This is a genomic window from Quadrisphaera setariae (assembly GCF_008041935.1).
Classification (GTDB): Bacteria; Actinomycetota; Actinomycetes; order Actinomycetales; family Quadrisphaeraceae; genus Quadrisphaera; species Quadrisphaera setariae.
In genome coordinates, this window is record NZ_VKAC01000005.1 from 44,902 (window position 1) to 66,546 (window position 21,645).

Here is a 21,645-nt window from a genome sequence, read left to right on the forward strand (position 1 = left end):
GCTACCCGGCCACCTCACGCAGCGTGCGCAGGTCCACGGCGGGCGTCCCGGTGCCGCAGCGCTGCGCGGGGCTGAGCAGGCCGAGCTCCTCGGCGAGCACGCGCAGGTCGACCTTGGTGCTCACCGCGATGCCGCGGCTGGCGAGCTTGGCCCGCAGCCGCTTGAGGTACTCCTTGGCGGTGCCGACGGTGATGCCCATGCGCCGCGCGACGGTCTTCACGGGCAGGTCGGCGCCGTAGAGGCGCAGCACCTCCTGCTCCTGGCGGGAGAGCAGGCCCCTGACCTCCCGCACGCGGGCGCTGGCCGCCCTGACCGCCGCGGTGCTGCACGGCTCGCCCGCGGCGGCGGAGCGCACGACGCGCCGCAGCTCCGCGACGGGCTCCCACGCCCCGACCGCGGCGAGGGCACCGCGCACCACGGCCTCCTCGGCCAGGCCCAGGGTCCCCTGGCCGACCAGCAGCACGAGCTGGTGGTCCCGCGCGAGCTGGGCGAGCTCGTCGGCCGTGGGGGCGCAGCCGGCGCAGCTGAGGTCGGCGATGACCACCCCGCGCGGCGTGGAGGCGCTCAGGCGCGAGAGCTGGTGGGTGCCGGCCAGCGCCCCGCACAGCCCCAGCATCCCCACGGGGTGCCCTCCGACCACCGCGAGCTGCTGCACCGCTGCCGGTGCGGGATGCCTGCCGGCTGCTGCGGGCGACTCCTGGCCGACCTGGCGGACGAGCATCCTCCGGTCCGCCTGGACCGTCCCCCGGCCGCCTCTGTCTTCGTGCACGTGTGGTTCCCCCCGAGTGTTGCGCCCTGTCATGGGCAGTGAGATGGTCCGCGACCGCTCCCGCGCGGGCCAGGTCTGGCGCTGACTTCCACGAGCGTTCGAGGAGGTCGACGTCGTGATCTCGAGCGGCGCGGAGCAGCCGGGCGCGCCAAGGTGACCTCCGCCGCTGAGCAGCGGGAACGGCGTGGGCGCGAGAGGGGCGGCCGTGGGTGGGGGCGCTGACGAGGAGGGGCTGGCGCAGGTGCTGGGCAGGCTGACCGACCCGGCCACCTCCACCCGGCGCACCGAGCAGGCGCGCCGCCGCCTCGCCGACGACCCGGTCACCCTGGCGCTGCTCGAGGCCGGGGTGCTCGTGCTGCAGCGCGAGCTGGGCACCCTGGTGCCCTCGGACGGCGACGGCGACGGCGACGGCGACGGCGAGCGCCGGTCGCTGCGCTTCCTCGAGCTCCTCTCGGCCAGCCGCGTGTGCGCCGCCGCCAGCGCGGTCGGCCCGCTGCGCGTGACCCCCAGCCACCTGCGCGACCGGTGGGCGCGCCAGCGCGACTACGGCGAGGACCTGCTGGCGCTGCTGCTGTGGCGCCGCCACTGGGACGACCTGCTCGACCAGCGGCTGCGCCACCTCCCGGCGCCCCGGACCGCGCAGGACCTCGCGGTGACCGGCGAGGCGCTGGCGCGGGCCCACCTGGTGACGGGGGCGCTGCCGGTCAGCACGCGCCTGGAGCTGGTGGCCTCGGCCCTGGCCTCGGAGCACCCCGCGCTGAGGCGCTCCCGCGAGGAGCACTACCGCACCGTGGCCGCGCGCTACGGGCAGGTGTGGAGGCGCTGCTACGAGATGGTCGGCCAGCGGCCGCGCGCGGGCGCCGACCTGGACCGCACGAGCCTCGCGCTGGGCGCGGTCAACGAGGGCGCCAACCTGAGGACGCTGGCCACGGGGGAGGCGCCCGAGCGCGTCGAGGAGGCCGTGAGGCTGCTCCGGGTGGGAGGTGGTGCGCTCACCCGGCGCGCCTTCGAGCCCGACCCCGCGCGGGCCGCCGGTGCCGCTCCTGCTCCTGCCGGGGCGCTCGACGGGCGCCCGCTGTGGCCCGGCCCCGGCTCCGGTGACCTCGCCGACGTGCTCGTGCACCTGACCGACCCGGTCACGGGCTCACGACGGACCTCGGCCGCGCGCCGGCGGCTCGCCCACGACGAGATCACCGCGCAGCTGCTGCACGGCGGCACCGGGGTGCTCGGGCAGGAGCTGGGCGTGGTGGCCAGCGGCCCCGGGCGGCGGGTCAGCACCGCCCTCGCCGCCCCGTCGGCCTTCTTCGGCCTGCTCTCGGCGGCCGCGGTGGAGGCCGCCGGACGGACCCTGCCGGCGGGGTCCCCGCGGCCCACGGCGGCTCAGCTGCGGGACCGCTGGCGCACCCAGGACCACTATGTGGACGACCTGCTGGCCTACGCCGCCCACCGGGTGCGCCGGGTGCGGCGCGCGGTCCTGGGACGGATCAGCGCCGCGGCGCTGGAGCCCTTCGCCGACGGCGGCGGCGGGTGGGAGCGCCTCCGGGCGTCGCTGGAGGCCGCGGCGGCCAGCGTGCTGGCCGACGTCGACCGCGACGGCCACGACCGGCTGCGGCTGCTGCTCACCGCCCTCGCGGCGGCGCGCCCCGTCGTCTCCCAGCGCCTGGCCGAGCTGGGAGCCCAGGAGGAGCACCTCACGGCCGGGCTGCTGGCGGAGCTGCTCGCCCGCGCCGGGGTGGGGCTGCGCCCCGGGGTGGCCGTCGAGGACCTCGCGCGGGCGCTGGTGGCCCTGCGCGACGGCGTGGTGCTGCGCGCCCTGGCCACCGGCCAGCGCCCCGACGAGCACGCCAGTGCCGTGCCGCCGCTGGGGTGGGCCCTGGTCGAGGTGGTGGCCGGCTCCCTCGCCGACCCACCGGGGGCTCAGACGAGGGTCCGCTCGCGCCCGCACCGCTCGCAGTAGTAGGGCGACTCACCGGCCTCGCGGCGCAGCGGCTCGGGCCACAGCACCCAGCGGTGCAGGCCCAGGCGGCAGCGCCACGGCATGGCGCAGATGGTGCTCGCTCCGCCCCGAGATCGCAGTCCGAGCCGGGGTGGCGCCGTCGGGCCGACCTCGCGGTCGGGGCCGCCCGGTCCGTCCTGGAGCGCCCGATCTGCCGGAAACCTCCGCTGTTCCGTCATTCGCCTGTGCGGGGGCGCCCCGGACGACACGATGGGGACACCGGATGCCGTCGTCCACCGGAAGGCCTCCCCATGTCCCCCGCGCCTCGCGTCACGATCGTCCACGAGCGCTTCACCGAGCACGGAGGCTCGGAGGCGGTGGTGGAGGCCATGGCGCGCCACTGGCGCGACGCGCCCGTCCTCGCGCCCGTCGCACGCCGCGGCGTCATCGCCGCGGACCTCGAGCACCGCGTGCGCAGCACCCCGCTGTCGCGGCTGCTGCGCGGCAGCTCGTACTCCCACCTCCTGCCCGCGCTGCCGGTGGCGATGCGGTCGCTGCGGCTGCCGGACACCGACGTCGTCGTCGCCTCCCACCACGCGTTCGCCACGCAGGTGGCGCTGAGCAGCAGCGCACCCGTGGTCGCCTACGTGCACACGCCCGCCCGCTGGGTCTGGGACGCCGCGCTGCGCTCCAGCGAGGGCCGCGGTCCCGGCACCGCGGCGCTCGCGGCGTTCTCGGCGGCGTTCAAGCGCCACGACGTCGCCGCGGCGCAGCGGGTGCACACGCTGCTGGCCAACTCCACGTGCGTGGCCGAGCGGATCCGCCGCTGGTGGGGCCGTGACGCGCACGTGGTGGCCCCGCCGGTGGACACCGGCTTCTACTCGCCCGACCCCCGCGTGCCCCGGGAGGACTTCTTCCTCCTGGCCGGGCGGATGGTGCCCTACAAGCGGCCCGACCTGGCCGTGAAGGCCGCCGCCCGCGCCGGCGTGCGGCTGGTGGTGGCCGGCGAGGGCCGCGCCCGCCACGACGTGGAGGAGCTGGCCGGACCGCGGACCACCTTCCTGGGCCGCGTCAGCGACGCCGAGCTGCGCGACCTGTTCCGCCGCTGCCGCGCCCTGCTCATGCCGGGCGTGGAGGACTTCGGGATCGTGCCGGTGGAGGCCATGGCCTGCGGAGCGCCCGTCATCGCCGCCGGCGAGGGCGGCGCGCTCGACACGGTGCTGCCGGGCCTGTCCGGTGCGCTGGTCGAGCAGGCCGGGCCCGACGGCGAGGTGGACGCCTGGGCGCAGGCGCTGGCCGCGTTCGACCCGGCCGCCTTCGACCCGGTGCGCGTGCGCCGCCACGCCGAGGGCTTCTCCCGGGCGAGCTTCGACCGGCGCGTGGGGGCGGTCGTCGAGGCCGTGGCCAGCGGTGCCGCCGTGCCCCGCCCCCGCGAGAACGCCGAGGACGAGCTGCTGGCCCGCCGCACCGCCGCAGCGGGAGCGGGCCGCGAGCGCATCGTGCTGCCCGAGACCGCGGCCCGCCCCGAGGGGCAGGCCGCGGCCCGGGGTCCCCTGGCCCGCTGAGGTCAGCGGTCGCCGGCGCGGACCTCCGCCTCGCGCTGGGCGTGCTCGAGCTGCAGCACGCGCTCGGCCTCGGCCACGGCCCGCACGGCCTTGACCGAGCTGTGCAGCGCGGGGGCCACGGACTCGCGCAGGTCGATGACGAGGGCCTCGCGGGCGGCTGCTCCGCCGGCGCCGGCGAGCAGGCGGGTGCGGCCGAGCGCCGGGACCGCTGAGGCCGTGGCGCGCAGCGCCGTGGCCCACTGCGCCACGGCGACGCGCAGCGCCAGCCGCGTCCGCGCGGGCGCCTCGGCGATGAGGATCGCGAGCATCGCCAGCGTGGTGAACACCGCCCACGCGAGCATCGCCCACGCGGTGCGGCCCTCGAGCAGGCCGATGGTGATGGCCGTGATCATGCCCAGCGCCAGGTACAGGTGGGTGCGGTAGACGCCCACCGGGGTGATGGTGGCGGTGTGGTCGCCCTTGGGGGTGACGTGGAAGGTGAGGTGGCGGCCCAGCACGGAGCCGACCATCGCCACGGCGTACAGCGGCTGCACCACCGTGCCGACCACGCGGCCCGCCCACAGCCAGCCGCTCTCCTCGCGGGGCCGGACGTTGTAGCGCTGCATGGCGAACCAGTGCAGCTGGCGCCAGACGAGGTAGGGCGCGTAGGCGGCGGCCAGGGGCAGCAGGGGCAGCTGCCCCGGGGAGCGGCCGGTGAGGAAGTAGGCGGCGATGAGCGCGCCGCCGGCCATGAAGGCCACGCCGCTGAAGTAGTTGAGCTGCAGCCACAGGTAGAGCAGCCCGCGCTCCCACCCGAGCCTGGTGAGCAGGCGCGGGGTGACGCGGAAGAGGATGGCGTAGCAGCCGTACGCCCAGCGGAACTGCTGCTTGAAGTACGCCTGCCAGGTGGTCGGTCCCTCGCCGACGGCGAGCGGCTCGGGCACGTAGCGGCTCTTCCAGCCCGCGGCGTGCAGCTTGATGCCGGTGGCCAGGTCCTCGGTGAGGTGGCCCTCGTACCAGCCGACGGACTCCAGGGCCGAGACGCGGACCACGTGGTTGGCGCCCAGCATCAGCGCCGAGCCGCGGCCCGACAGCCCGCGCAGCACGGGGCCGTAGAAGGAGAACTGCTGCTGGGCGGCCCCGGCGGCCACGAGGTTGACGTGGTCGTTGCCGTAGACCTGCGGGGTGACCACCCAGGCGACCTCCGGGTCGCGGAAGTGCCCGAGGGTCGCGGTGAGGAAGTCGCGGCGGACCACGAAGTCGGTGTCGATCTGCGCGACGACGTCGTACGCGTGGCCGTGGGCGACGTACCAGGCGTTGTGGTTGCCGCCCTTGGTGCGCGCGGCGAACGTGCCCTCGTGGGTGTTCCACTCGGCCACGCCCTTGCGGCTGAAGTGGTGCACCCCGAGGCGGCGGCACAGGGTGCGCGCCTCGGGGTCGTCGCCCTCGTCGAGCACCCACGTCTCGTGCGGGTAGTCGGCGGCGAGCATGGCGCGCAGGGTCCGCTCGAGCATGTCGAGGGGCTCGCTGCCGGGCACGTACGTGGTGATGAAGGCCACCGACAGGCCGGCCTCCGGCGGCGGTGGCGGCGCGTCGCGGCTGATGGAGGCGCTGAGCACGTGGGCGAGCGCGTCCATGGCGATGCGGTGCCACACCACGGCGGTGAGCACGGCGAACGTCGCCAGCCCCAGCCACGACCCGGTCCCGCCGACCACGCGCGCGCCGTCGAACCAGAAGTGCGCGAAGACGGCGAGCAGCGCGGCGCCCAGGGTGGTGGAGAGCGCCCAGAAGACGCGGTCGTGCGGCTGCATCGGGACGGAGGACGGCGGCAGTCGCAGCGACTGGCCCTCCGGGGCGGCGGGAGCGGGGTCGCGGGGCGCCGCTGGGCGCGCGCGACCGACGTCGGTGGCGGACAAGCCGGGTCTCCTCGGGTCGAGCGAGGGGCCCGGTTTCGCCTCTGGCTCCACCCCGGCTGCGGCGACCAGGTGATCGCCGGGGTCTCAGTGCCTGCCCCGGCTCGCCGTCGAGCCACCGGTCTTCTGCGCCGGCGGTCGAACGGTAATCACGCAGCGTGATCGAAGACAAGCCTCCCGTGGATGCCGTGCCCGGTTCGTCCGCTTTCCGAGCGTTCTCTGGGGGTGATCCGTGACGGTGAGTCACTGATCCGGTGCTCTCGGGTCACGCGGGGCGCGAGAGCCTGACCCAGTCGACGAGCATCGTGGCCGCGGTCGGGGTGCTCGCGTCCGTCGGGCCGGGCAGCTGACCGCCCACCGCCACGTTGAGCAGCAGGTACTGCGGCCCGCCGAAGGGCCATCGGCGCCCGTCGGCGAGGGCCGAGCGCTCCACGGACCCGGTCACCACGCCGTCGAGCGCGAAGAGCACCCGCTCGTCGTCGACGTCGGCGGCAAAGGTGTGGAACGCCTCCGACAGCGGCGCGGGCTGCGGCGTGCTGACCGTCTCGTACCAGCGCTGCCCCGTCGCGTCGGGTCCGTGCACGGTCTGCAGGCACTGGCCCGCGTCGTTGACGGCCTCGATGACGTCGACCTCCCCGCAGGCCGGCCAGCCCACCGTCTGGATGTCCTGGCCCAGCGTCCACGCCGCCGGCCAGATCCCGCGCCCGGAGGCGACCTTCGCCCGCACCTCCACCCTGCCGGCGCTCAGCGTGTGCAGCCCGAAGGTGGTGACGCGCGCCGACGTCCAGCGCTGGTCGGACCCCCCGGCGGTGCCGGAGACCAGCCGGGCGGTGATGGCGAGGTTCCCCTGCCCGTCCAGGGCGGCGTTGGCGACGTCGTCGGTGTAGGTCTGCAGCTCGCCGTTGCCCCACCCGCCGCCGCCGAGGTCGTAGGCCCAGTCCCGGCGGTCCAGGGCGGTGCCCGCCGCGCCGTCGAAGTCGTCGGACCAGACCAGCTCCCCGGCCTCCGGCAGGGCGGTGCTGGTGGGGGTCGAGGACGACGGCGGCGAGCCGCCGCCCGTCGGCCTACCGCTCCCGCCTCCGTCGTCCTGCCCGGAGCAGGCCGCGGCGCCGGCGAGCAGCGGCAGCGCGGCCGTCGCGCGGGCGGCGCTGACCAGCACGGAGCGCCGTGAGGGGGTGCGGCGGGCGTCCGCCGGGCCGCTCACGACCCGCCGCTGTCGGGGGTGCGCTCGGCGGTGAGCGCCGCGTGGCGCTCCACCAGGCGCGCCCGCACCTGTTCGGGGGTGAGCTGCTGGCGCCTGCGGGTGTCGCGCGCCACCACGGCGCCGGTGGCCACGACGCCGGCCAGCCCGGCCACCCCCAGCAGCTTGAACAGCCTGGCGCGCCGCGAGGTGCGGCCGGCTCGACGTCCGGTGCGGAGTGCTGCACGGTCCTGTGCGCTCGGGTCCACGGCAGGATCCTGCCGTGGACCCGACGAGCCGCGCAGCCAGCAGCCCAGCCAGCAGCCCAGCCAGCAGCCCAGCCAGCAGCCGCCTCCCGCTCGACGAGGCGGTCGAGCTGACCCGCACCGGAGACCTGTGGCTGTTCCGCGGTCGCAGCCCCGCCGACCACGCGATCCGCGCGCTGACCAACGCCCCGGTCAACCACGTGGGCATGGCGGTGGTGCTCGACGACCTGCCGCCGCTGATGTGGCACGCCGAGCTGGGCCGCGGCCTGACCGACGTGTGGACCGGCACCAAGCACCGCGGGGTGCAGCTGCACGACCTGCGCGAGGCGGTCGACCAGTGGCGCGGCCGGTACGCGCAGCGGGCCTGGCTGCGCCAGCTGGAGGTGCCCGGCGGGCTGGGCCGGTTCGCCGAGGACGCGCTGCTGCAGGAGGTCGCGAGGATGGACGGCACGCCGTTCCCGGCGACGGCGGCCCTGGCGGGGCGGTGGCTGCGCGGACGCGCGCGCGTGCGGGCCAGCGCGGCCGAGGCGTACTGCGCGGAGGTGGTGGCGAGCGCCTACCAGGCGATGGGCCTGCTGCCCCGCGACCGGCCGGTGAACGCGTACGACCCCGGCGCGTTCTGGAGCGGTGACCAGCTGCAGCTGCTCCGCGGGGCCCGGCTGGGGGCCGAGGTCGGGGTCGGTGAGTAGCGGCGCACGGCACCGCATGGTGGTACAAATGTGACTCATGGGGCTCATGGGTTGGGTGATGATGGCAGTGACGCCGTCCGCCACGCCGACGCCCAGCCCCAGCGGTGACACCGACTACGGCAGCACCCGCGAGTTCCTCCAGCGGATGCTCTCGGAGGCCTCCCCGACGCCGGGTCCGTTCAGCGGCTTCGCCGGCCCCGCCGGGCGCCTGCTCGGCGTCGTCCTCTTCCTCGTGCTCGTCGCCGCCGTCCTCGGGCTGGCGGTCTCCCTCGTCGCCGCCGTCGGGAGCCTGCGCAAGGGCGGGCGGGCCACCGGGCACCTGCTGTCCGCGGTCGGCTGCGCCCTCGTGATCCTCATCATCGGGACCTTCTCGACCTTCACCCTCGGCTGGTTCGACCTGCTCTCATGAGCCCCAGCGCCGCAGGCACTCCCAGCGCCGTCGGCAGCGCGGGCGCCGCTGCGCGGACGGCCGGCGGCGCCCTGGAGCCCTCCGGCCCCGGGGAGGGGCCGCGCGCTCCCGGGAGCGCCACCGCGTCGCTGCTCGTGGCGCTGCTGCTGGTGCTGGTGCCCACGGGCGCGGCCATCGCCTCGGTGGCGCTGCCGCTGCCCAGCCCCTCCGCGGGCGCCGCGCAGCAGGAGCAGCAGGTGGCGCCCGCCCCCGGCGACACCATCCCCGTGCCCGACCAGAGCCCGAGCCCCGGCCCGACCGAGGCGCCGACCTCGCCGTCGTCTCCCGCGGACCCCGGCGCCCCGGCCACCCCGGGCTCGCCGGCGACGACGGCGGCCGCGTGCCCCAGCGGCCTCCTGGGCTGGCTCACCTCGCCCTACGCCGCTGACGACTGCCTCGCCGCCACCCTCGCCCAGTCCGTGAGCTGGCTGTTCACCTACACGATCACCGCGGTGACCACCTACGCGGCGTTCAACCCGCTGCGGGGGAACTACTGGCAGGTGTACCTGTGGCACTGGGCGCTGCTCAGCGCCGTCGCGCTGGTGGTGGCGGTGGTGCGCTGGCTGGTGAGCCTCGTGCTGGAGGGCGCCGTGGAGGGCGTGAGGTCCGCGGGGCGCTCGTTCGCGCTGCTCGCGGTGGGCCTGCCCGCGGCGTTCTCCGTCCCGTTCTTCCTGCTCCTCGTGGACGCGGGCGTGCTGGCGGTGACCGGCGCGTTCGCCGGCGTCTTCGCCGCCCGCGTCACCGAGCTGACGGCGCAGCTGTCCCACGGCCTGCTCCTGGGCGACTCCCCGGGCGCCCTGCTGGCCACGCTGCTGCTCGCGGCGTTCCTCTTCCCGCTGCTGCTCGTGGTGCTGTTCACCTTCGTGCTGCGGCAGATCGCCGTGTACGCCATCCCCGTCTTCGGGCAGTTCGGGCTGCTCCCCGCGATCGCCGGCGACGGCGGCCACGCCCTGCGCTCCTACGTGCGGGTCATGGCGAGCACGCTGCTGTTCCCGCTGCAGGTGGTGGACCTGCTGGTGGTCGGGGTGTCCTTCATGGACTTCACCACCTACGGCGAGGGCTTCGTCACGCTGCTGTACCTCATCGGCATCGTGCTGTTCGCCCTCATCGGCGGCTCTCTGCTGTCGCTGCTGTTCGGCACCGCGGCGGGCAACGCCGCCTACGCGGGGGCCCGCGCGCGGGCCCGGGGCCGCGGCCGGGGCCGGCTGCGCCTGCGACCGGCCCGCGAGCAGCGCCGCGACCGGCCCTCGCGCCTGGAGGGCACCCGCCTGGGCGCCCTGGTGGGCGGCCGCTGGGAGGCGCGCCGCCGCGACCGGGAGGCCCAGCGCGCCGAGCGCGAGGCCCGCCGCTCGCCGGTGAACCCCCTGTACTGGGTGGGCCGCTCCGCCAGCAGCACCAGCAACGCCGCGGGCACGGGGCCCGCGGCCCGCGACGACGGCGGCAGCCCCGACCGCACCCACGGAGACCGCGCCCGCGAGCGCCGCGGCCGGCGCATCGCCGGGGCGGGCTCCAGCAGCACCAGCAGGACGCCGCCGGCGTCTCGGGGGAGGAGGCCTCGTGGCCCGCGCGCCTGAGGAGCACGTCATCGGCGAGAGGTCGGTGACCTACGCGGCGTTCGCCCGCGGCCGCACGGCGCGCGAGGCGCTGCTGCCGTGGTTCTTCGCCGGGGTGTTCGTGCTCAGCGTGCCGCTGGGCGTGCTGGCCCGCAGCCCCGAGCTGATGCTCACCGGCCTGGTGGTGGCGGTGGTGGGCGTGGCGCTGTTCGCGGCGCCGTTCGGGGTGCGGCCGCTGCACCAGCGCCTGCTGGACGTGGTGCGCTGGCGGGGCCTGGAGCGCACGGGGGAGCTGCGGTACGCCTCGGCCAGCGGGTTCGCGGGCCTGGAGGCGGGCCGTCACGCGCCGGGCCGCCTGCCCGCGGCGTTCGGCACGATCACCTGGCGGGACGTCCCCTTCTCCGACGACGGCGACGTGTGCGTCTTCTTCCAGCCCAGCTCCGCCTCGGGGGGCACGGTCCTGTCCGGCGCGGTGGGCGGGCACTACGGGGTGTGCGTGCAGGTGGACGCCGCGTGGGGCGGCCTGCCCGACGTGCTCCGCCACGACCGGCTGCGCGGTGAGCTGGGGCGGGCGCTGGGGCAGCTGTCGGACTCCTTCGACAGGGTGGCCATGTACTCGGTGTGCTCGTACAGCGACGGTCCGACCGGCCCGACCGGTCCGACCGGCTCGACCGCCGCCGCTGCGGCGCCGCGGGCGTTCCGGGAGGTGGCCGACGCCGTCCGCGAGGACGCCGCCGAGCACCCCCGCTACGAGCACTTCCTCACCCTGTGGGCCACCTCCGGCCCGCAGCTGCGCGCCGCCGCCCGCGCCGGCCGGAGCCGCGGCGAGAGCGACCCGCACCTGGCGGCCGCCCGCGTGGTGGCCGACCGGCTGCGCGCAGCGGTGCCGGCGCTGGAGGCCGCGTCGGTGGCGGTGCGACGCCCGCTGGACGCCCAGCTGCTGGCGGGGGTGAACCGGGGCCTGCTCGACAGGTCCGTGTCGCTGTGGGACCCCGAGCCGACCGACCCCTCCCGCATGGTCCCCGCCCTCGACGTGCGGCCCACGCACGTCGGCGTGCTCGGCCGCCACGGCGACGGCTTCCTGCGCGGCTACGAGGTGACGGGCTTCAGCGACGAGGCGAAGAGCTCGGTGGACCTCGTGCCGCTGCACACCCTCGGCGGCGCCGTGCGCGGGCGGGTGCTGGAGCACGTCGTCGCCGTCGTCGTCGACCTGCGCGACCGGGTGTCCACGCTGGCCGAGGCCCAGCGCCACGACCAGGGGGACGAGCTGCGCCGGCAGGTCCGCGAGTCGACCTCGCACCTGCGCAGCACCCTCGAGCGCCCCGCCGACGAGCGCCGCCTCAACGTCTCCGCCGCCGGCGGCGGGTGGCACGGCGGGTACGGGGCGGTGTTCTTCGTGCTCAACGCGCCGTCCCTGGAGGAGCTCGACGACGACGGCGACGCGCTCGTCGCGGCCGCCCGCGCCTGCGGCGTGCACCTGGCCCCGGTGGCGCCCCGGCGCCAGGACCAGGCCGTGGTGGCCGGCACGCTGCTCGGGCGGGGGCTGGCCCGTGTCCTCTGACGCACCGGTCCGCGTGCACGTCGGCTCCGCCGTGCGCCGGCCAGCGGCGCCCGTGTCCCGGGCCACCCCGCCCCGGCCGTCCGCCGCGGGGACGGCGGACGAGGCCGCTGCGCCACCGCCGCTGCCGACCTGGGACGAGATCGTCACCGGCGGCGCCGCGGGGCCCGCGGCCCCACCGCGCCACGCGCGGCGCCACCCCACCCCGGTGTCACGGGCGGTCGCCGCCGCGGCCCGGGCGGTCGACGCCGCGTGGGACGGCGTCGCCCGCGCCGCCGCCGCCGCGGCCTACCGGCGCCGCGAGCCCGGCGACGGCACCCCGCCCCGCCCACCGGTGCCCGCGGGGACCTCGCTGCCGCCGACCCTCGAGGAGGACCGCCGGGCCCGCCGCGCCTCCGCCGTCCTCGGCTTCGGCGACTACGCCGCCCCGCCCGTCCGCAGCGACCTGTACGGGCTGAAGCCCCTGTTCCCCTACGCCCACGCGCGGGCGTGGGACTCACCGCGCGGGGTGCTCGTCGGGTACGACGTCCACACCGGCGAGCCCGTCCGCCACAGCGGCCGCGCCTGGTTCGACCACGGCACGTCGGGCTCGTCCACGCTGGTGCTGGGCTCGAAGTTCGCCGGCAAGTCCGCCCTGCTCAAGAGCTACCTCGTGCGCGCCGTCGCCGAGCACGGCTTCCGCGCGTGGGTCTACGACACCCGTGCCGTCAACCACGTCGACGGTGAGCGCCGGGTCTCCGAGGGGGAGTTCTGCGCCCTCGGCCGCGAGGCCGGGGGAGCGGTGCACCGCTTCGCCGCGGGCGGCCCGCTGCGCCTCAACCTCCTGGACGCCCGCCTGCACGGCGGTGACGGCGGTGACGTCGGCGAGCGGGCGGGCCGCGAGGGCCTGGTGCGGTCCGTGCTGCAGTTCCTCGCGGGGCGCCGCCTCACCCCGGCCGAGGGCTACGCGCTGCGCGTCCAGCTGGACCGCACGCTGCGCTCGCCCGCGCTCGCGGGGCGGCAGGCCACGGTCGTCGACCTGCGCGAGGCGCTGCTGTCGGCCCCCGCCGACCCCGACGAGCCCGTCGTCGAGGCCCCTGGCGCTCCCGGGCCCACCGGGCGCGCAGGCACCTCGCTCACCGAGGGCGAGCTCCACGCCTGGGGCCGCGACCTCGGGCTGCTGCTGGACCGGCTCGTCTTCGGGGACCTCGCCGGCTTCGTGGACGGACCCACCTCGCCCGAGCTCGACCTCGACGCCGACGTCGTGGTCTGGGACCTCTCCGGCGTGCAGGCCACCCACCCCGACGTCGTCCCCGTGCTCATGGCCGCCTCCGCCGCGCTCATGCTCACCACCTGGACCGCCCCCGGACGGGGCTGGGGGGTGGTGGTGGTCGACGAGCTGTGGAACGCCGTCCGCGTGCCCGAGCTCGGCGCCGTGGTGCAGGAGGTGGTGAAGAAGGCCCGCACGCTGGGCGTGGAGCTGCTCGGCGCCACCCAGCACCTCACCGACGTGCTCGCCGCGCAGGAGTCGGGCCGCTCGTTCGTGCACGACGCCGACGTCGTCGTCTCGTTCCGCCAGGAGCCCGTCAACGCCCGCGTCTTCGGCGAGCAGCTGGGCTTCACCGAGGTGGAGGTGGCCGCGCTGGAGGCCCTCGGCGCCCACCAGGCCGTGTGGAAGGTGCCCGGGGAGCCCGCCCGCGCCGTGCAGCACGTGCTCTACGGCGTGGAGCGGCGGCTCACGGACACCGCCCAGCGGCTGCGCTGACGGTGGTCAGCCGCAGGGCCCTGTGGTGGTTCGCCGGCGCGGTCGCCGCGGTGGTCGCCTCCGTGGCGGTGGTGGCCGTGGTGCTCGTGGCCGTGGTGGTGGTCGTCGCGGTGACCGCCGGGCGCGACGCCGGGGACCGGTGGCGGGCGCCGACGTCGTCGTCGGTGGCCGTGGGCTCGGGAGGCGTGCCCGACCGGTACCGCGAGGCGTTCGACTACGCCCTCACGCTGTGCCCGCAGCTGCCCGCGCCGGTGTTCGCCGCGCAGATCACCCAGGAGTCGGGGTGGAAGCCCGACGCCGTCAGCCCCGTCGGCGCTCGCGGGCTGGGGCAGTTCATGCCCGGCACCTGGGCCGAGCACGCCGTGGACGCCAACGGCGGTGGCGCGGTCATCACCGACCCCGCCGACTCCCTCGCGTCGGCGGCCTCCTACGACTGCTACCTGCTCGAGCAGGTCACCGGCCGCGGGTACCGCGAGGACCCGGTCTCGCTGATGCTCGCCGCCTACAACGCCGGGCCGGGCACCGTGCACCGCTACCGGGGGGTGCCCCCGCCGTCGTTCTCCCGCGGGGAGACGCACGGGTACGTGCAGGCCATCACCGCCCTCGCCGACCGGCTCACCGTTCCCGCCACACCGGGCCTCGTGGTGGCGGGGTCCGTGCCCGACGAGCCGCTGCCGGCGTGGCCGCTCAGCGCCGAGGGCGTGGCGCCCAACGCGGAGTTCGCCCGCCGCTGGGTCGACGCGTCGTACGGCACCCGCACGCCCGTCGCGGCGTGCGCGGCCGGGTCGGGGCACACCTGCGACGTCTCGGTCATGAGCGGGGGCAGCGAGGGTGGCGGGGGCACCGGCTCGGGCGGGGAGGGTCCCGACGCCGCCGAGGTGCAGCTGGGCTGGGCGGTGGCGAACGGGCTGGTCGAGGCCCACCGTGGCCTGGGCGTGGAGCGCGTGCTGTGGGCCGGCCAGGAGTGGACCGCCGACCGCCCCACGTGGCGCCCCGCCGCCCAGAGCACCGGCGTCCAGGGCACCGGCGTCCAGGGCGACCCGGTGCCGGCCGGCGTCGTGCGGGTCGCGCTGGCCTCTGCCCCGTGATCGTCACCGCACGTCCGTGATCGTCACCGCGTGTGGGCGGGTGCGGCCGATCCTGGCCGGTCAGGGGCCCCGACTCGCGAGTTGATCTCTGCGCGGGGGACGATGAGCGGATGCTCCTGCGGCGCCTGCGAGACCCGGGGACGTCCACGCGACGCACCCCCGCGGCCCGCGAGCGCCTCGCGTCGCACCCCATGACCACCGCCCTGCTCGACGCGGGCGTCCGCCTGCTGCTGGCGGAGCTCGAGCCCCCTGCTGCGACCACCGCCGACCCGCGGCACCCGCCGGCGCTGTTCTTCGGCTGCCTGTCCGCGGCGCGCGTCTGCGCGGCGGCCACGCGGGTGGGGCCGCTGCGGGTGACGGCGGCGCACCTGCGCGACCGGTGGCCGCGCCAGGACGACGTCGTCGACGACGTCCTCAGCTACTCCCTGTGGTTCGAGCACCACTTCGCCGGCGCCATCGCGCAGGCCGCCCGGCTGCCCCAGGAGCTGCCGGAGGGCGCGTCGCTGGACGAGGCCGTCGCCGTCCTGGTCCGCAGCGAGCTCCACACGCTGGCGGAGCCGGTGACCTCGCGGATGGAGGTGCTCTCGTGCGCGCTGGCGGCGTCGCAGCCGTGGCTGCGGGAGGTGCAGCGGCGCAACTACGCCGTCTACGACGCCGCGTGGGACACCGCGTTGAGCGGTGTGCTGCGCCGCTGCGGCCGGCGCCTGCGCGACGGGGTGCCCGCGTCCGACCTCGCCCGCGCCGTCGGGGGCCTGGGGGAGGGGGTGTCGCTGCGGCTCCTGGCGCACGGCGAGCGGCCCGAGGAGCAGCGCGCCGCCGACGCCGACTTCGCCCGCGGCGTCGGCGCGCTGCTGCGCAGCTGGACCGTCCCCGTCGGCACCGGCGGTGAGGGGGAGGACGACGACGAGCGCGCTCCCGGCCCCGCCCTGCTGGCCCCGCCGCCGCGCACCCACGTCGCCGACGTGCTGCCGCGCCTGGGCGACCCGGCCTCCGGCACGCGCACCACGGCGGGCGCGCGGCGCCGACTCGCCGAGGACCGCATCACCGCGCAGCTGCTCGACGGGGCGCTGGTGGTGCTGGCGGAGGAGTTCGGCGTGGACGCCGGGTCGGTGTGCGGCCCCTCGTGCGCCGGCTGCTGGTCTCCGGCGCCCGATGCGGTGCCGAGGTTCTTCGCGTCGGTCTCGGCGGCGCGCGTGGTGGCCGAGGCGCGCCGCGCGGGGCACCCCGCCACGGACGCGCAGCTGCGCGACCGGTGGGCGCTGCAGGAGCACTACGTGGACGACCTCGTCGGCTACGCCCTCGCGCAGGTCGGCCTGCTGTACCGCACCGCGGGCACGGCCAGCGGCGGGCCGTCGTCGCCGGAGGCCCTCGAGCGCGACGAGCGCGAGGTGCACGGGCGCCTGCGCAGCCCCGACGGCAGCGCGGACTTCCGCCTGCGGCTGCTGCTCACCACGATGGCCGCGCGCACGAGCATCGTCGACGACTTCGTCGAGCAGCACCGCCTCGCCGACACCGCCGTGCTCGCCCACGCCGAGGGCGTGCTCGCGGCCACCGGCCGGCGCTGGGCGGACGGCGTGGTGCCCCTGGACGCGGCGCGGACGATCCTCGCCGTCACGCACGGCGAGATCATGCGGGTGCTCGCCACCGGCCAGGACGACGTCCGCGGGGACCAGCCGGCCCTCGCCCGCGGCACCACCGCCGTCATGACGGCCCTCCTGGCCCCCTGACCCGAGTCCCCCTGGACCGCAGTCGGGCGCCCGGCTGCGGTGGGGACGCCCTGACCACTTCCCGAGAGGGGACGCCGACCACCGGCCTCACGGGCGCCGCCGGACCTACGATCGCCTGTGCTCTCGGCGGACAGGAACCCGGTGGGTGAGCGTGCTCGCATCGCCCACCGCGCTCCCGACGCCCCGTGGGGGCAGCGCGTGGCCCGTTCCCTCTCGGCGATGGGCATGCGCCGCGAGGACCTCGCCAAGGCCCTGACCGACCCCGAGGACCCGACCCGCCACGTCGGCCTGTCCACCCTGCGCACGTGGATGAAGGGCACCACGGAGCCGCCGCGCGAGCGCGTCTCGCAGATCGCCCGGCTGCTGGAGATCGACGAGGCGCTGCTCTACGCCGACCTCGGCTGGCTCGACGTCCACCAGGTCACCGCCGCGCGCGACGGCGTCGGGACCGCCGCGCGCGCCCTGGAGCTGCTCCACAGCCCCACCGGTGAGCTGCAGGCCGGCGCGCGGGCCGTGGTGGAGCGGGCCTTCGAGCTGGGGCACGACGTGTTCTGCTGGACGCGCACCTGGACGCCCTCACCCCGTCAGCTGGACGACGAGGACGGGCACGACGGGCACGACGACGACGGCGGCCAGCCACCGGCGCCCGTGCCGCTGCGCCAGTACATCGGCATCACGGCCGACCGCGCGGCGCCCCGCACCGGCTGGATGCGGCCGACCCGCCCGGCCCCCGGCGAGCGCCGCCACCGGTTCGAGTACCAGCAGGACGTCACCGAGGCGTACGAGACGGCCATGCGCCTGGCGCCGGCCCTCGTGGAGGACCGTCCCCTGGAGCTGGCGCTGTGCCAGGCGCGCTACCCCGCCCAGCTGTGGTTCTGGGTGCCGCTCCTGCTCCGCAGCCGCCCGCCGGGGCACCCGGACCTCCCTTCGCTCACGCACCTGCGCCACCAGCACGACGTCGTCGTCGTCGTCGGAGCGCGGGGGAGCGGACCCGAGGCGGTGGGGGCGTGGCTGGCCCGGGACGCGGGGTTCGGCTTCTTCAGCACGTCGCTGGAGGCGCAGCGGGTGTACGGCCGCAGCTTTCCGCCCACCGAGCGGCAGCGGTTCCTCCACGCGCGGCAGGCGCGGTGGGTGGGGGCCGCGGCGCTGCGCCCGTCGCGCTGGCACGGGTACGTGGTGGCGCACGCGCCGGCGCAGTCCGCGCACGACCTCGTGCACGACGTCCACGTGGAGCCACCGGGCAGCCGCGTGCTGCTGGTGCACCTGCGCGCCGGCGCGGAGCTGGGGGAGTTCGTGCGCGACCACTTCCCCCACGACGCCGACACCCAGGTGGAGCGGCCGGGCGCCGGCGGTCGCACCAAGTGGGCCCTCAACCGCGACAGCACCGCCGGCGGCGTCGCCGAGGTGCTGCAGGCCACCACCGCCGGTGGCGCCGCGCCGGGAGGGGCGGCGTCGGTGCGGGTGGTGGAGGTGCAGGTGGACCTGTCGGTGCTCGCCGGGCTGGTCCGCACGCGCCTGGCGCGGCGCGCCACGCCCAGCGACGACCTGCTGGCCCTCAACGAGCACACCTACCGGCAGCTGCGCCGGGAGCTGGCGGCCGAGCCGGAGCGAGCCGCGCCCTGACCGCCAGCCGCGCTGGCGGTGGTGACCCCCGTGTCGCGTGGACCGCTTCCGCGGGCGGGTGCCACCCTCCACGAGGTCACACGCTCACCTGGGGAGGGGGGTCGCGTGGAGCACGGGAACGACGCGGTGGTGCACCTGCGACGAAGTGCTGCGACGGTCCTCGAGGACCGTCCGGTCGTGGCGCTGGGTCTGGAGACCGCCATGGCGGACGTGCCCGACACCGCGGGCGTGGTGCTGGTCGGACGGGTGCCGCAGCAGCTGGAGGCCGTCTCGGCCGCCGCCGCGCGCGGGCAGCACGTGGTGGTGCTCCTCGACGACGCCGACAGGACCGCTGACGCGGCTGCCGCCCTCGACGCCGGCGCTCGCGGCATCGCGCTCACCAGCGGGACCATCGCGGAGCTGACGGACGTGGTCAGGTCCGCGGTGCACGGGCGCGTGGCGGTGGCGTCCGCCGTGGCGACGCGGCTCGAGGCGCTGCAGCAGCTGCGGTCGGCGTTCACCGGGCGGGAGCTGGAGGTGCTCGCGCTGTACGCGACGGGGCTGCCGGCGAAGTCGGTGGCGCGGCGGATGGGCGTGGGCCTGGAGACGGTGAAGACGTACGTGAAGCGGCTGCGCACCAAGGCCGAGCCGCTGGGCATCCCCACGACCACCCGCATGGAGCTGGTGGACCTCGCGCGTCGCCTCGACCTCCTCTGACCTCCTCTGACCTCCCATCGTGATCATGGGCGTTGCGTACACCACCCGCCGTGATCATGGGCGTTGCGTACGCCACCCTCGTTGATGACGATCAAGCGCCTGCGCGTCACTCCTCCGTGACGACGCGGGGTCCTCGTGCCGCGTACAGGCGCCATGCCGGCGTCGGCGGCGCGAGCGGGGGCAGGTCTTCTGTCGTGTCCACTCAGGTGGACATGTGTGTACTCCGGTGGACGCGCCCCTGGTGGTCGAGGAGGTGCAACGCCTGCTGGGGGTGTGAGACCGCCCCTCAGCCGCCGCGGGCCACCACGGTCATCGTCGGCCGGTGCCGTGCGCCCGACCAGTCCTCGTTGCTCAGCACGGTGAAGCTCGTGACCGTCCCGACTGACGGCGTCACCATCACGTGGTCGATCGGCATGGCCACCAGCGACGGCAGGTGCGTCCGCCACGTGCCCACCCCCGCGCTGCGCCGCAGCGTCGCGGCGTCCTCGCACTGACCGAGAGAGGGACCGCCGAAGTCGTCGGTGCTCGCGTTGAAGTCACCCGCCACCAGCACCGGGTCTCCGGAGGAGCACTCCGAGGCCACCCAGTCGACGTCCTCGCGCCACCCCGCGAGCCGCCCGCCGACCGGCCACGGCGCGTGCAGCGCCAGCACCGTCGGCAGCGACGGGGTGTCCGAGTGCAGCTCCACGGTCTTCACCGGGTCCGGGCCCGGCTCCGACGCGTAGTGCCTGGCCAGCTGCGGGGCCATCCACACCGCCACCTGCGTGGTGGCCGAGTGCCGGTTGACGCGCATGAGCGTCACGCCCGCCGCGGCGAACGCGCGCCGGTAGTCGCTGCCGGAGTGCAGCTCGACCTGGGGCAGGACGACGACGTCGGCCGCCTGCTCCGCGGCCAGCTGCGCCACGACGTCCGGGGTGACCAGGTCTCCGTTGGTGTTCCACTCCAGCACCCGCAGCTGCCCTGTGGCCGGCGCCGCGACCGGCTCGCCGACCACCCCGCGCTCCAGCATCACCGGCAGGTGCAGGCCCGTGGCCACGGCGAGGGCCACCGCCACCGGCACGGCCACCCGCGGTGACCAGGTGCGCCTGACCAGCAGCACCACGACGACGACGAGCGCCAGCGCGAACGCCACCCCCAGCGCGCCGCGCGCCGGCAGCGCGGCGGCGATGACCTGCCACCTCTCGGCGCCCACCCGCGGCGCCGCGAACAGCGCGGCCGCGACGACCACGACGGCGACCGAGGAGGCCCACGCCCAGGTCGTCGCTCTCCGCATCCGGCGATCGTGGGGCGCGCACCTGGGGGAGACCTGGACGGCAGACCCGTTCGGCCGCACCTCCTGGCGCTGCTGGCTCCTGCGACTAGGTCGCGCGCGTCACGCAGAGGGGGCGGATGCCGGTCCTCGGGGAGCACCGCTCGTGACACGCCTCATGAAACTATCATTGAGGTAACTATCATTCATGTTACTTTGTGCTCGTGGGTCAAGCAGGGGCGTTCATCGGTCGGCGTGGACAGCTCGACGAGCTGCAGCACCTCCTGGACGTCGTCAGGGCCGGAGGAGAACGGCCCGGGCGAGCGCTGCTGGTGCGAGGGCGTCGTCGCGTGGGCAAGTCACGGCTGGTGGAGGAGTTCCTCCAGAGGACCGGGGTGCCCCACATCTACTTCACCGCCTCCCAGCAGCGCCCTGACCTGGAGCTGCGGCTCTTCGCGGAGGAGGTGGCGGCGTCGTCGTTGCCTGGCGCTGAGCTCTTCGCCGATGTGACGCCCGGGTCGTGGGAAGCCGCGCTCGGCCTGGTGGCCGGGGCGTTGCCGACCGACGGCCCCGCCGTCGTCGTCATCGACGAGCTGCCGTACCTGACCGGCGCGGAGCCGGCGCTGGAGGGCACGCTGCAGAAGGTCTTCGACAGGGTGCTGTCCCGGCGGCAGGTGCTGCTCGTGGGGATCGGGTCCGACCTGGCGATGATGGAGGCGCTCAACGCCTACGGACGCCCGTTCCACCAGCGGGCCACGGAGCTGGTGGTGCCGCCGCTGAGCCCGGCGGAGGTCGGCGAGATGCTCGGCCTCGAGGCCGCAGACGCGATCGACGCGCAGCTGATGACGGGTGGGCTGCCGATGGTCTGCGAGGAGTGGCGATCGGGCCTGACGCTGTGGGAGCACCTCGAGGAGGCGCTGGCCAGGTCGACGTCGGCGCTGGTGGTCAGCGGGGAGAGGTCGCTCGCGGCTGAGTTCCCCTCCGACGTCCAGGCTCGCAGGGTGCTCAGCACGATCGGTGCGGGGGAGCGGACCTTCTCGGCGATCGGCCAGAAGGCAGGAGGTCTGCAGGCGGCGTCGTTGCAGCGCTCGCTGGAGCTGCTGCAGGACAAGCGCGTGGTCGCTGCGGACGTACCGCTGTCCACGAAGGCGTCGCGGGAGAAGCGCTACCGCGTGGCCGATCCCCACCTGCGGTTCTGGCTCGCCTTCCTCGGGCCCCACCTGGCGGAGGTCGAGAGGGGCAGGGGAGACCTGGTGATCGAACGCATCCGGTCGTCGTGGCCGTCGTGGCGCGGCCGTGCGGTGGAACCGCTGGTCAGGGAGTCCCTGGCGCGCCTGGACGTCGAGCACCGCGGCGGCGCTGACGGGGTGGTCGGTGGCTACTGGACGCGCAGCAACGACGTCGAGGTGGACCTGGTGCTGGCTGACCGCGCTCCGGTTGCAGAGCGCGTCATGGCTGTGGGGTCGGTGAAGTGGCTGGAGCGGCAACCCTTCGACGATCACGACCTCGCTGAGCTGGTCCGCGCACGCGAGCGCGTGCCGGGGGCGTCCAGCGCCACCCCGCTGCTCGTGGTGAGCCGGGCCGGCAACCGCGTGCCGGGGGTGGCGACGACGATCGGGCCTGAGCAGCTGGTCGACGCCTGGCGCTGACGGCCAGTGGCCG

General features: G+C 76.3%; 18 protein-coding genes. 12 read left to right on the forward strand and 6 right to left on the reverse strand.

Annotated features, from left to right (window positions below):
- Nucleotide 1: 1 nt before the first annotated feature.
- Nucleotides 2–769: a helix-turn-helix transcriptional regulator gene (locus FMM08_RS09205; protein ID WP_222710596.1), complete on the reverse strand. Its 768-nt coding sequence runs from the start codon at nucleotides 767–769 to the stop codon at nucleotides 2–4.
- Nucleotides 770–974: 205 nt separating this feature from the next.
- Between FMM08_RS09205 and FMM08_RS09210 the strand changes: the two genes are divergently transcribed.
- Nucleotides 975–2,726, forward strand: coding sequence for a hypothetical protein (locus FMM08_RS09210; protein WP_147926085.1), 1,752 nt, complete (start codon nucleotides 975–977; stop codon nucleotides 2,724–2,726).
- Here FMM08_RS09210 and FMM08_RS23605 read toward each other — a convergent pair.
- On the reverse strand, nucleotides 2,687–2,809 hold the full coding sequence (locus FMM08_RS23605; protein ID WP_255472210.1) for a hypothetical protein: 123 nt from the start codon (nucleotides 2,807–2,809) through the stop codon (nucleotides 2,687–2,689). The genes FMM08_RS09210 and FMM08_RS23605 overlap by 40 nt on opposite strands.
- Before the next feature lie 207 nt (nucleotides 2,810–3,016).
- On the opposite strand from FMM08_RS23605, the gene FMM08_RS09215 reads away from it, so the two are divergent.
- A complete protein-coding gene (locus FMM08_RS09215) occupies nucleotides 3,017–4,270 on the forward strand; it encodes a glycosyltransferase (protein WP_147926319.1) in 1,254 nt (417 codons plus the stop codon).
- Nucleotides 4,271–4,272: 2 nt separating this feature from the next.
- Here the strand turns inward: FMM08_RS09215 and FMM08_RS09220 are convergent, their stop codons facing one another.
- From FMM08_RS09220 to FMM08_RS09230, 3 genes are all read right to left on the reverse strand, one after another.
- Nucleotides 4,273–6,165, reverse strand: a complete 1,893-nt coding sequence (locus FMM08_RS09220; RefSeq protein WP_147926086.1) for a glycosyltransferase family 2 protein — start codon at nucleotides 6,163–6,165, stop codon at nucleotides 4,273–4,275.
- A 262-nt stretch (nucleotides 6,166–6,427) separates the two neighbouring features.
- Nucleotides 6,428–7,366 carry a glycoside hydrolase family 16 protein gene (locus FMM08_RS09225; RefSeq protein ID WP_147926087.1) on the reverse strand — a complete coding sequence of 313 codons (939 nt, stop codon included), beginning with the start codon at nucleotides 7,364–7,366 and terminating at the stop codon, nucleotides 6,428–6,430.
- Nucleotides 7,363–7,611 carry a hypothetical protein gene (locus FMM08_RS09230; RefSeq protein ID WP_147926088.1) on the reverse strand — a complete coding sequence of 83 codons (249 nt, stop codon included), beginning with the start codon at nucleotides 7,609–7,611 and terminating at the stop codon, nucleotides 7,363–7,365. Before FMM08_RS09230 ends, FMM08_RS09225 begins: the two co-directional genes overlap by 4 nt.
- A 107-nt stretch (nucleotides 7,612–7,718) precedes the next feature.
- Between FMM08_RS09230 and FMM08_RS09235 the strand changes: the two genes are divergently transcribed.
- From FMM08_RS09235 to FMM08_RS09280, 9 genes are all read left to right on the forward strand, one after another.
- Nucleotides 7,719–8,297 (forward strand): hypothetical protein, encoded by a 579-nt coding sequence (locus FMM08_RS09235; RefSeq protein WP_147926320.1) that lies wholly within the window; start codon nucleotides 7,719–7,721, stop codon nucleotides 8,295–8,297.
- Between the two features lie 37 nt (nucleotides 8,298–8,334).
- Complete coding sequence (locus FMM08_RS09240) at nucleotides 8,335–8,706, forward strand: hypothetical protein (RefSeq protein WP_147926089.1); 372 nt, start codon at nucleotides 8,335–8,337, stop codon at nucleotides 8,704–8,706.
- Entirely contained in the window at nucleotides 8,703–10,319 is a 1,617-nt protein-coding gene (locus FMM08_RS09245; protein ID WP_147926090.1) for a hypothetical protein, read from the forward strand. The genes FMM08_RS09240 and FMM08_RS09245 overlap by 4 nt, the downstream gene beginning before the upstream one ends.
- The gene (locus FMM08_RS09250) at nucleotides 10,303–11,859 is read left to right on the forward strand and encodes a hypothetical protein (RefSeq protein WP_147926091.1); all 1,557 of its coding nucleotides are present in this window, start codon (nucleotides 10,303–10,305) and stop codon (nucleotides 11,857–11,859) included. Before FMM08_RS09245 ends, FMM08_RS09250 begins: the two co-directional genes overlap by 17 nt.
- Nucleotides 11,849–13,600, forward strand: coding sequence for a putative type IV secretion/conjugal transfer ATPase (locus tag FMM08_RS09255; RefSeq protein WP_147926092.1), 1,752 nt, complete (start codon nucleotides 11,849–11,851; stop codon nucleotides 13,598–13,600). The genes FMM08_RS09250 and FMM08_RS09255 overlap by 11 nt, the downstream gene beginning before the upstream one ends.
- A gap of 2 nt (nucleotides 13,601–13,602) precedes the next feature.
- On the forward strand, nucleotides 13,603–14,688 hold the full coding sequence (locus FMM08_RS23350) for a lytic transglycosylase domain-containing protein (RefSeq protein WP_222710598.1): 1,086 nt from the start codon (nucleotides 13,603–13,605) through the stop codon (nucleotides 14,686–14,688).
- Between the two features lie 110 nt (nucleotides 14,689–14,798).
- On the forward strand, nucleotides 14,799–16,415 hold the full coding sequence (locus FMM08_RS09270) for a hypothetical protein (RefSeq protein WP_147926093.1): 1,617 nt from the start codon (nucleotides 14,799–14,801) through the stop codon (nucleotides 16,413–16,415).
- Between the two features lie 198 nt (nucleotides 16,416–16,613).
- On the forward strand, nucleotides 16,614–18,038 hold the full coding sequence (locus tag FMM08_RS09275; protein ID WP_187279650.1) for a helix-turn-helix domain-containing protein: 1,425 nt from the start codon (nucleotides 16,614–16,616) through the stop codon (nucleotides 18,036–18,038).
- 105 nt (nucleotides 18,039–18,143) lie between these two features.
- A complete protein-coding gene (locus FMM08_RS09280; protein WP_147926095.1) occupies nucleotides 18,144–18,734 on the forward strand; it encodes a response regulator transcription factor in 591 nt (196 codons plus the stop codon).
- Nucleotides 18,735–19,020: 286 nt separating this feature from the next.
- Here the strand turns inward: FMM08_RS09280 and FMM08_RS09285 are convergent, their stop codons facing one another.
- On the reverse strand, nucleotides 19,021–20,007 hold the full coding sequence (locus FMM08_RS09285; RefSeq protein WP_147926096.1) for an endonuclease/exonuclease/phosphatase family protein: 987 nt from the start codon (nucleotides 20,005–20,007) through the stop codon (nucleotides 19,021–19,023).
- 200 nt (nucleotides 20,008–20,207) lie between these two features.
- Here FMM08_RS09285 and FMM08_RS09290 point away from each other — a divergent pair, with 200 nt between their 5' ends.
- Nucleotides 20,208–21,632 carry an ATP-binding protein gene (locus FMM08_RS09290; RefSeq protein WP_222710599.1) on the forward strand — a complete coding sequence of 475 codons (1,425 nt, stop codon included), beginning with the start codon at nucleotides 20,208–20,210 and terminating at the stop codon, nucleotides 21,630–21,632.
- Nucleotides 21,633–21,645 lie beyond the last annotated feature (13 nt).

Bases quoted from the DNA above. Each gene is read 5' to 3' on its own strand.
- FMM08_RS23605 (WP_255472210.1), bottom strand. From the start codon at position 2,809: ATGCCGTGGCGCTGCCGCCTGGGCCTGCACCGCTGGGTGCTGTGGCCC.
- FMM08_RS09240 (WP_147926089.1), top strand. From the start codon at position 8,335: ATGGGGCTCATGGGTTGGGTGATGATGGCAGTGACGCCGTCCGCCACG.
- FMM08_RS09285 (WP_147926096.1), bottom strand. From the start codon at position 20,007: ATGCGGAGAGCGACGACCTGGGCGTGGGCCTCCTCGGTCGCCGTCGTG.
- FMM08_RS09215 (WP_147926319.1), top strand. From the start codon at position 3,017: ATGTCCCCCGCGCCTCGCGTCACGATCGTCCACGAGCGCTTCACCGAG.
- FMM08_RS09245 (WP_147926090.1), top strand. From the start codon at position 8,703: ATGAGCCCCAGCGCCGCAGGCACTCCCAGCGCCGTCGGCAGCGCGGGC.
- FMM08_RS09270 (WP_147926093.1), top strand. From the start codon at position 14,799: ATGCTCCTGCGGCGCCTGCGAGACCCGGGGACGTCCACGCGACGCACC.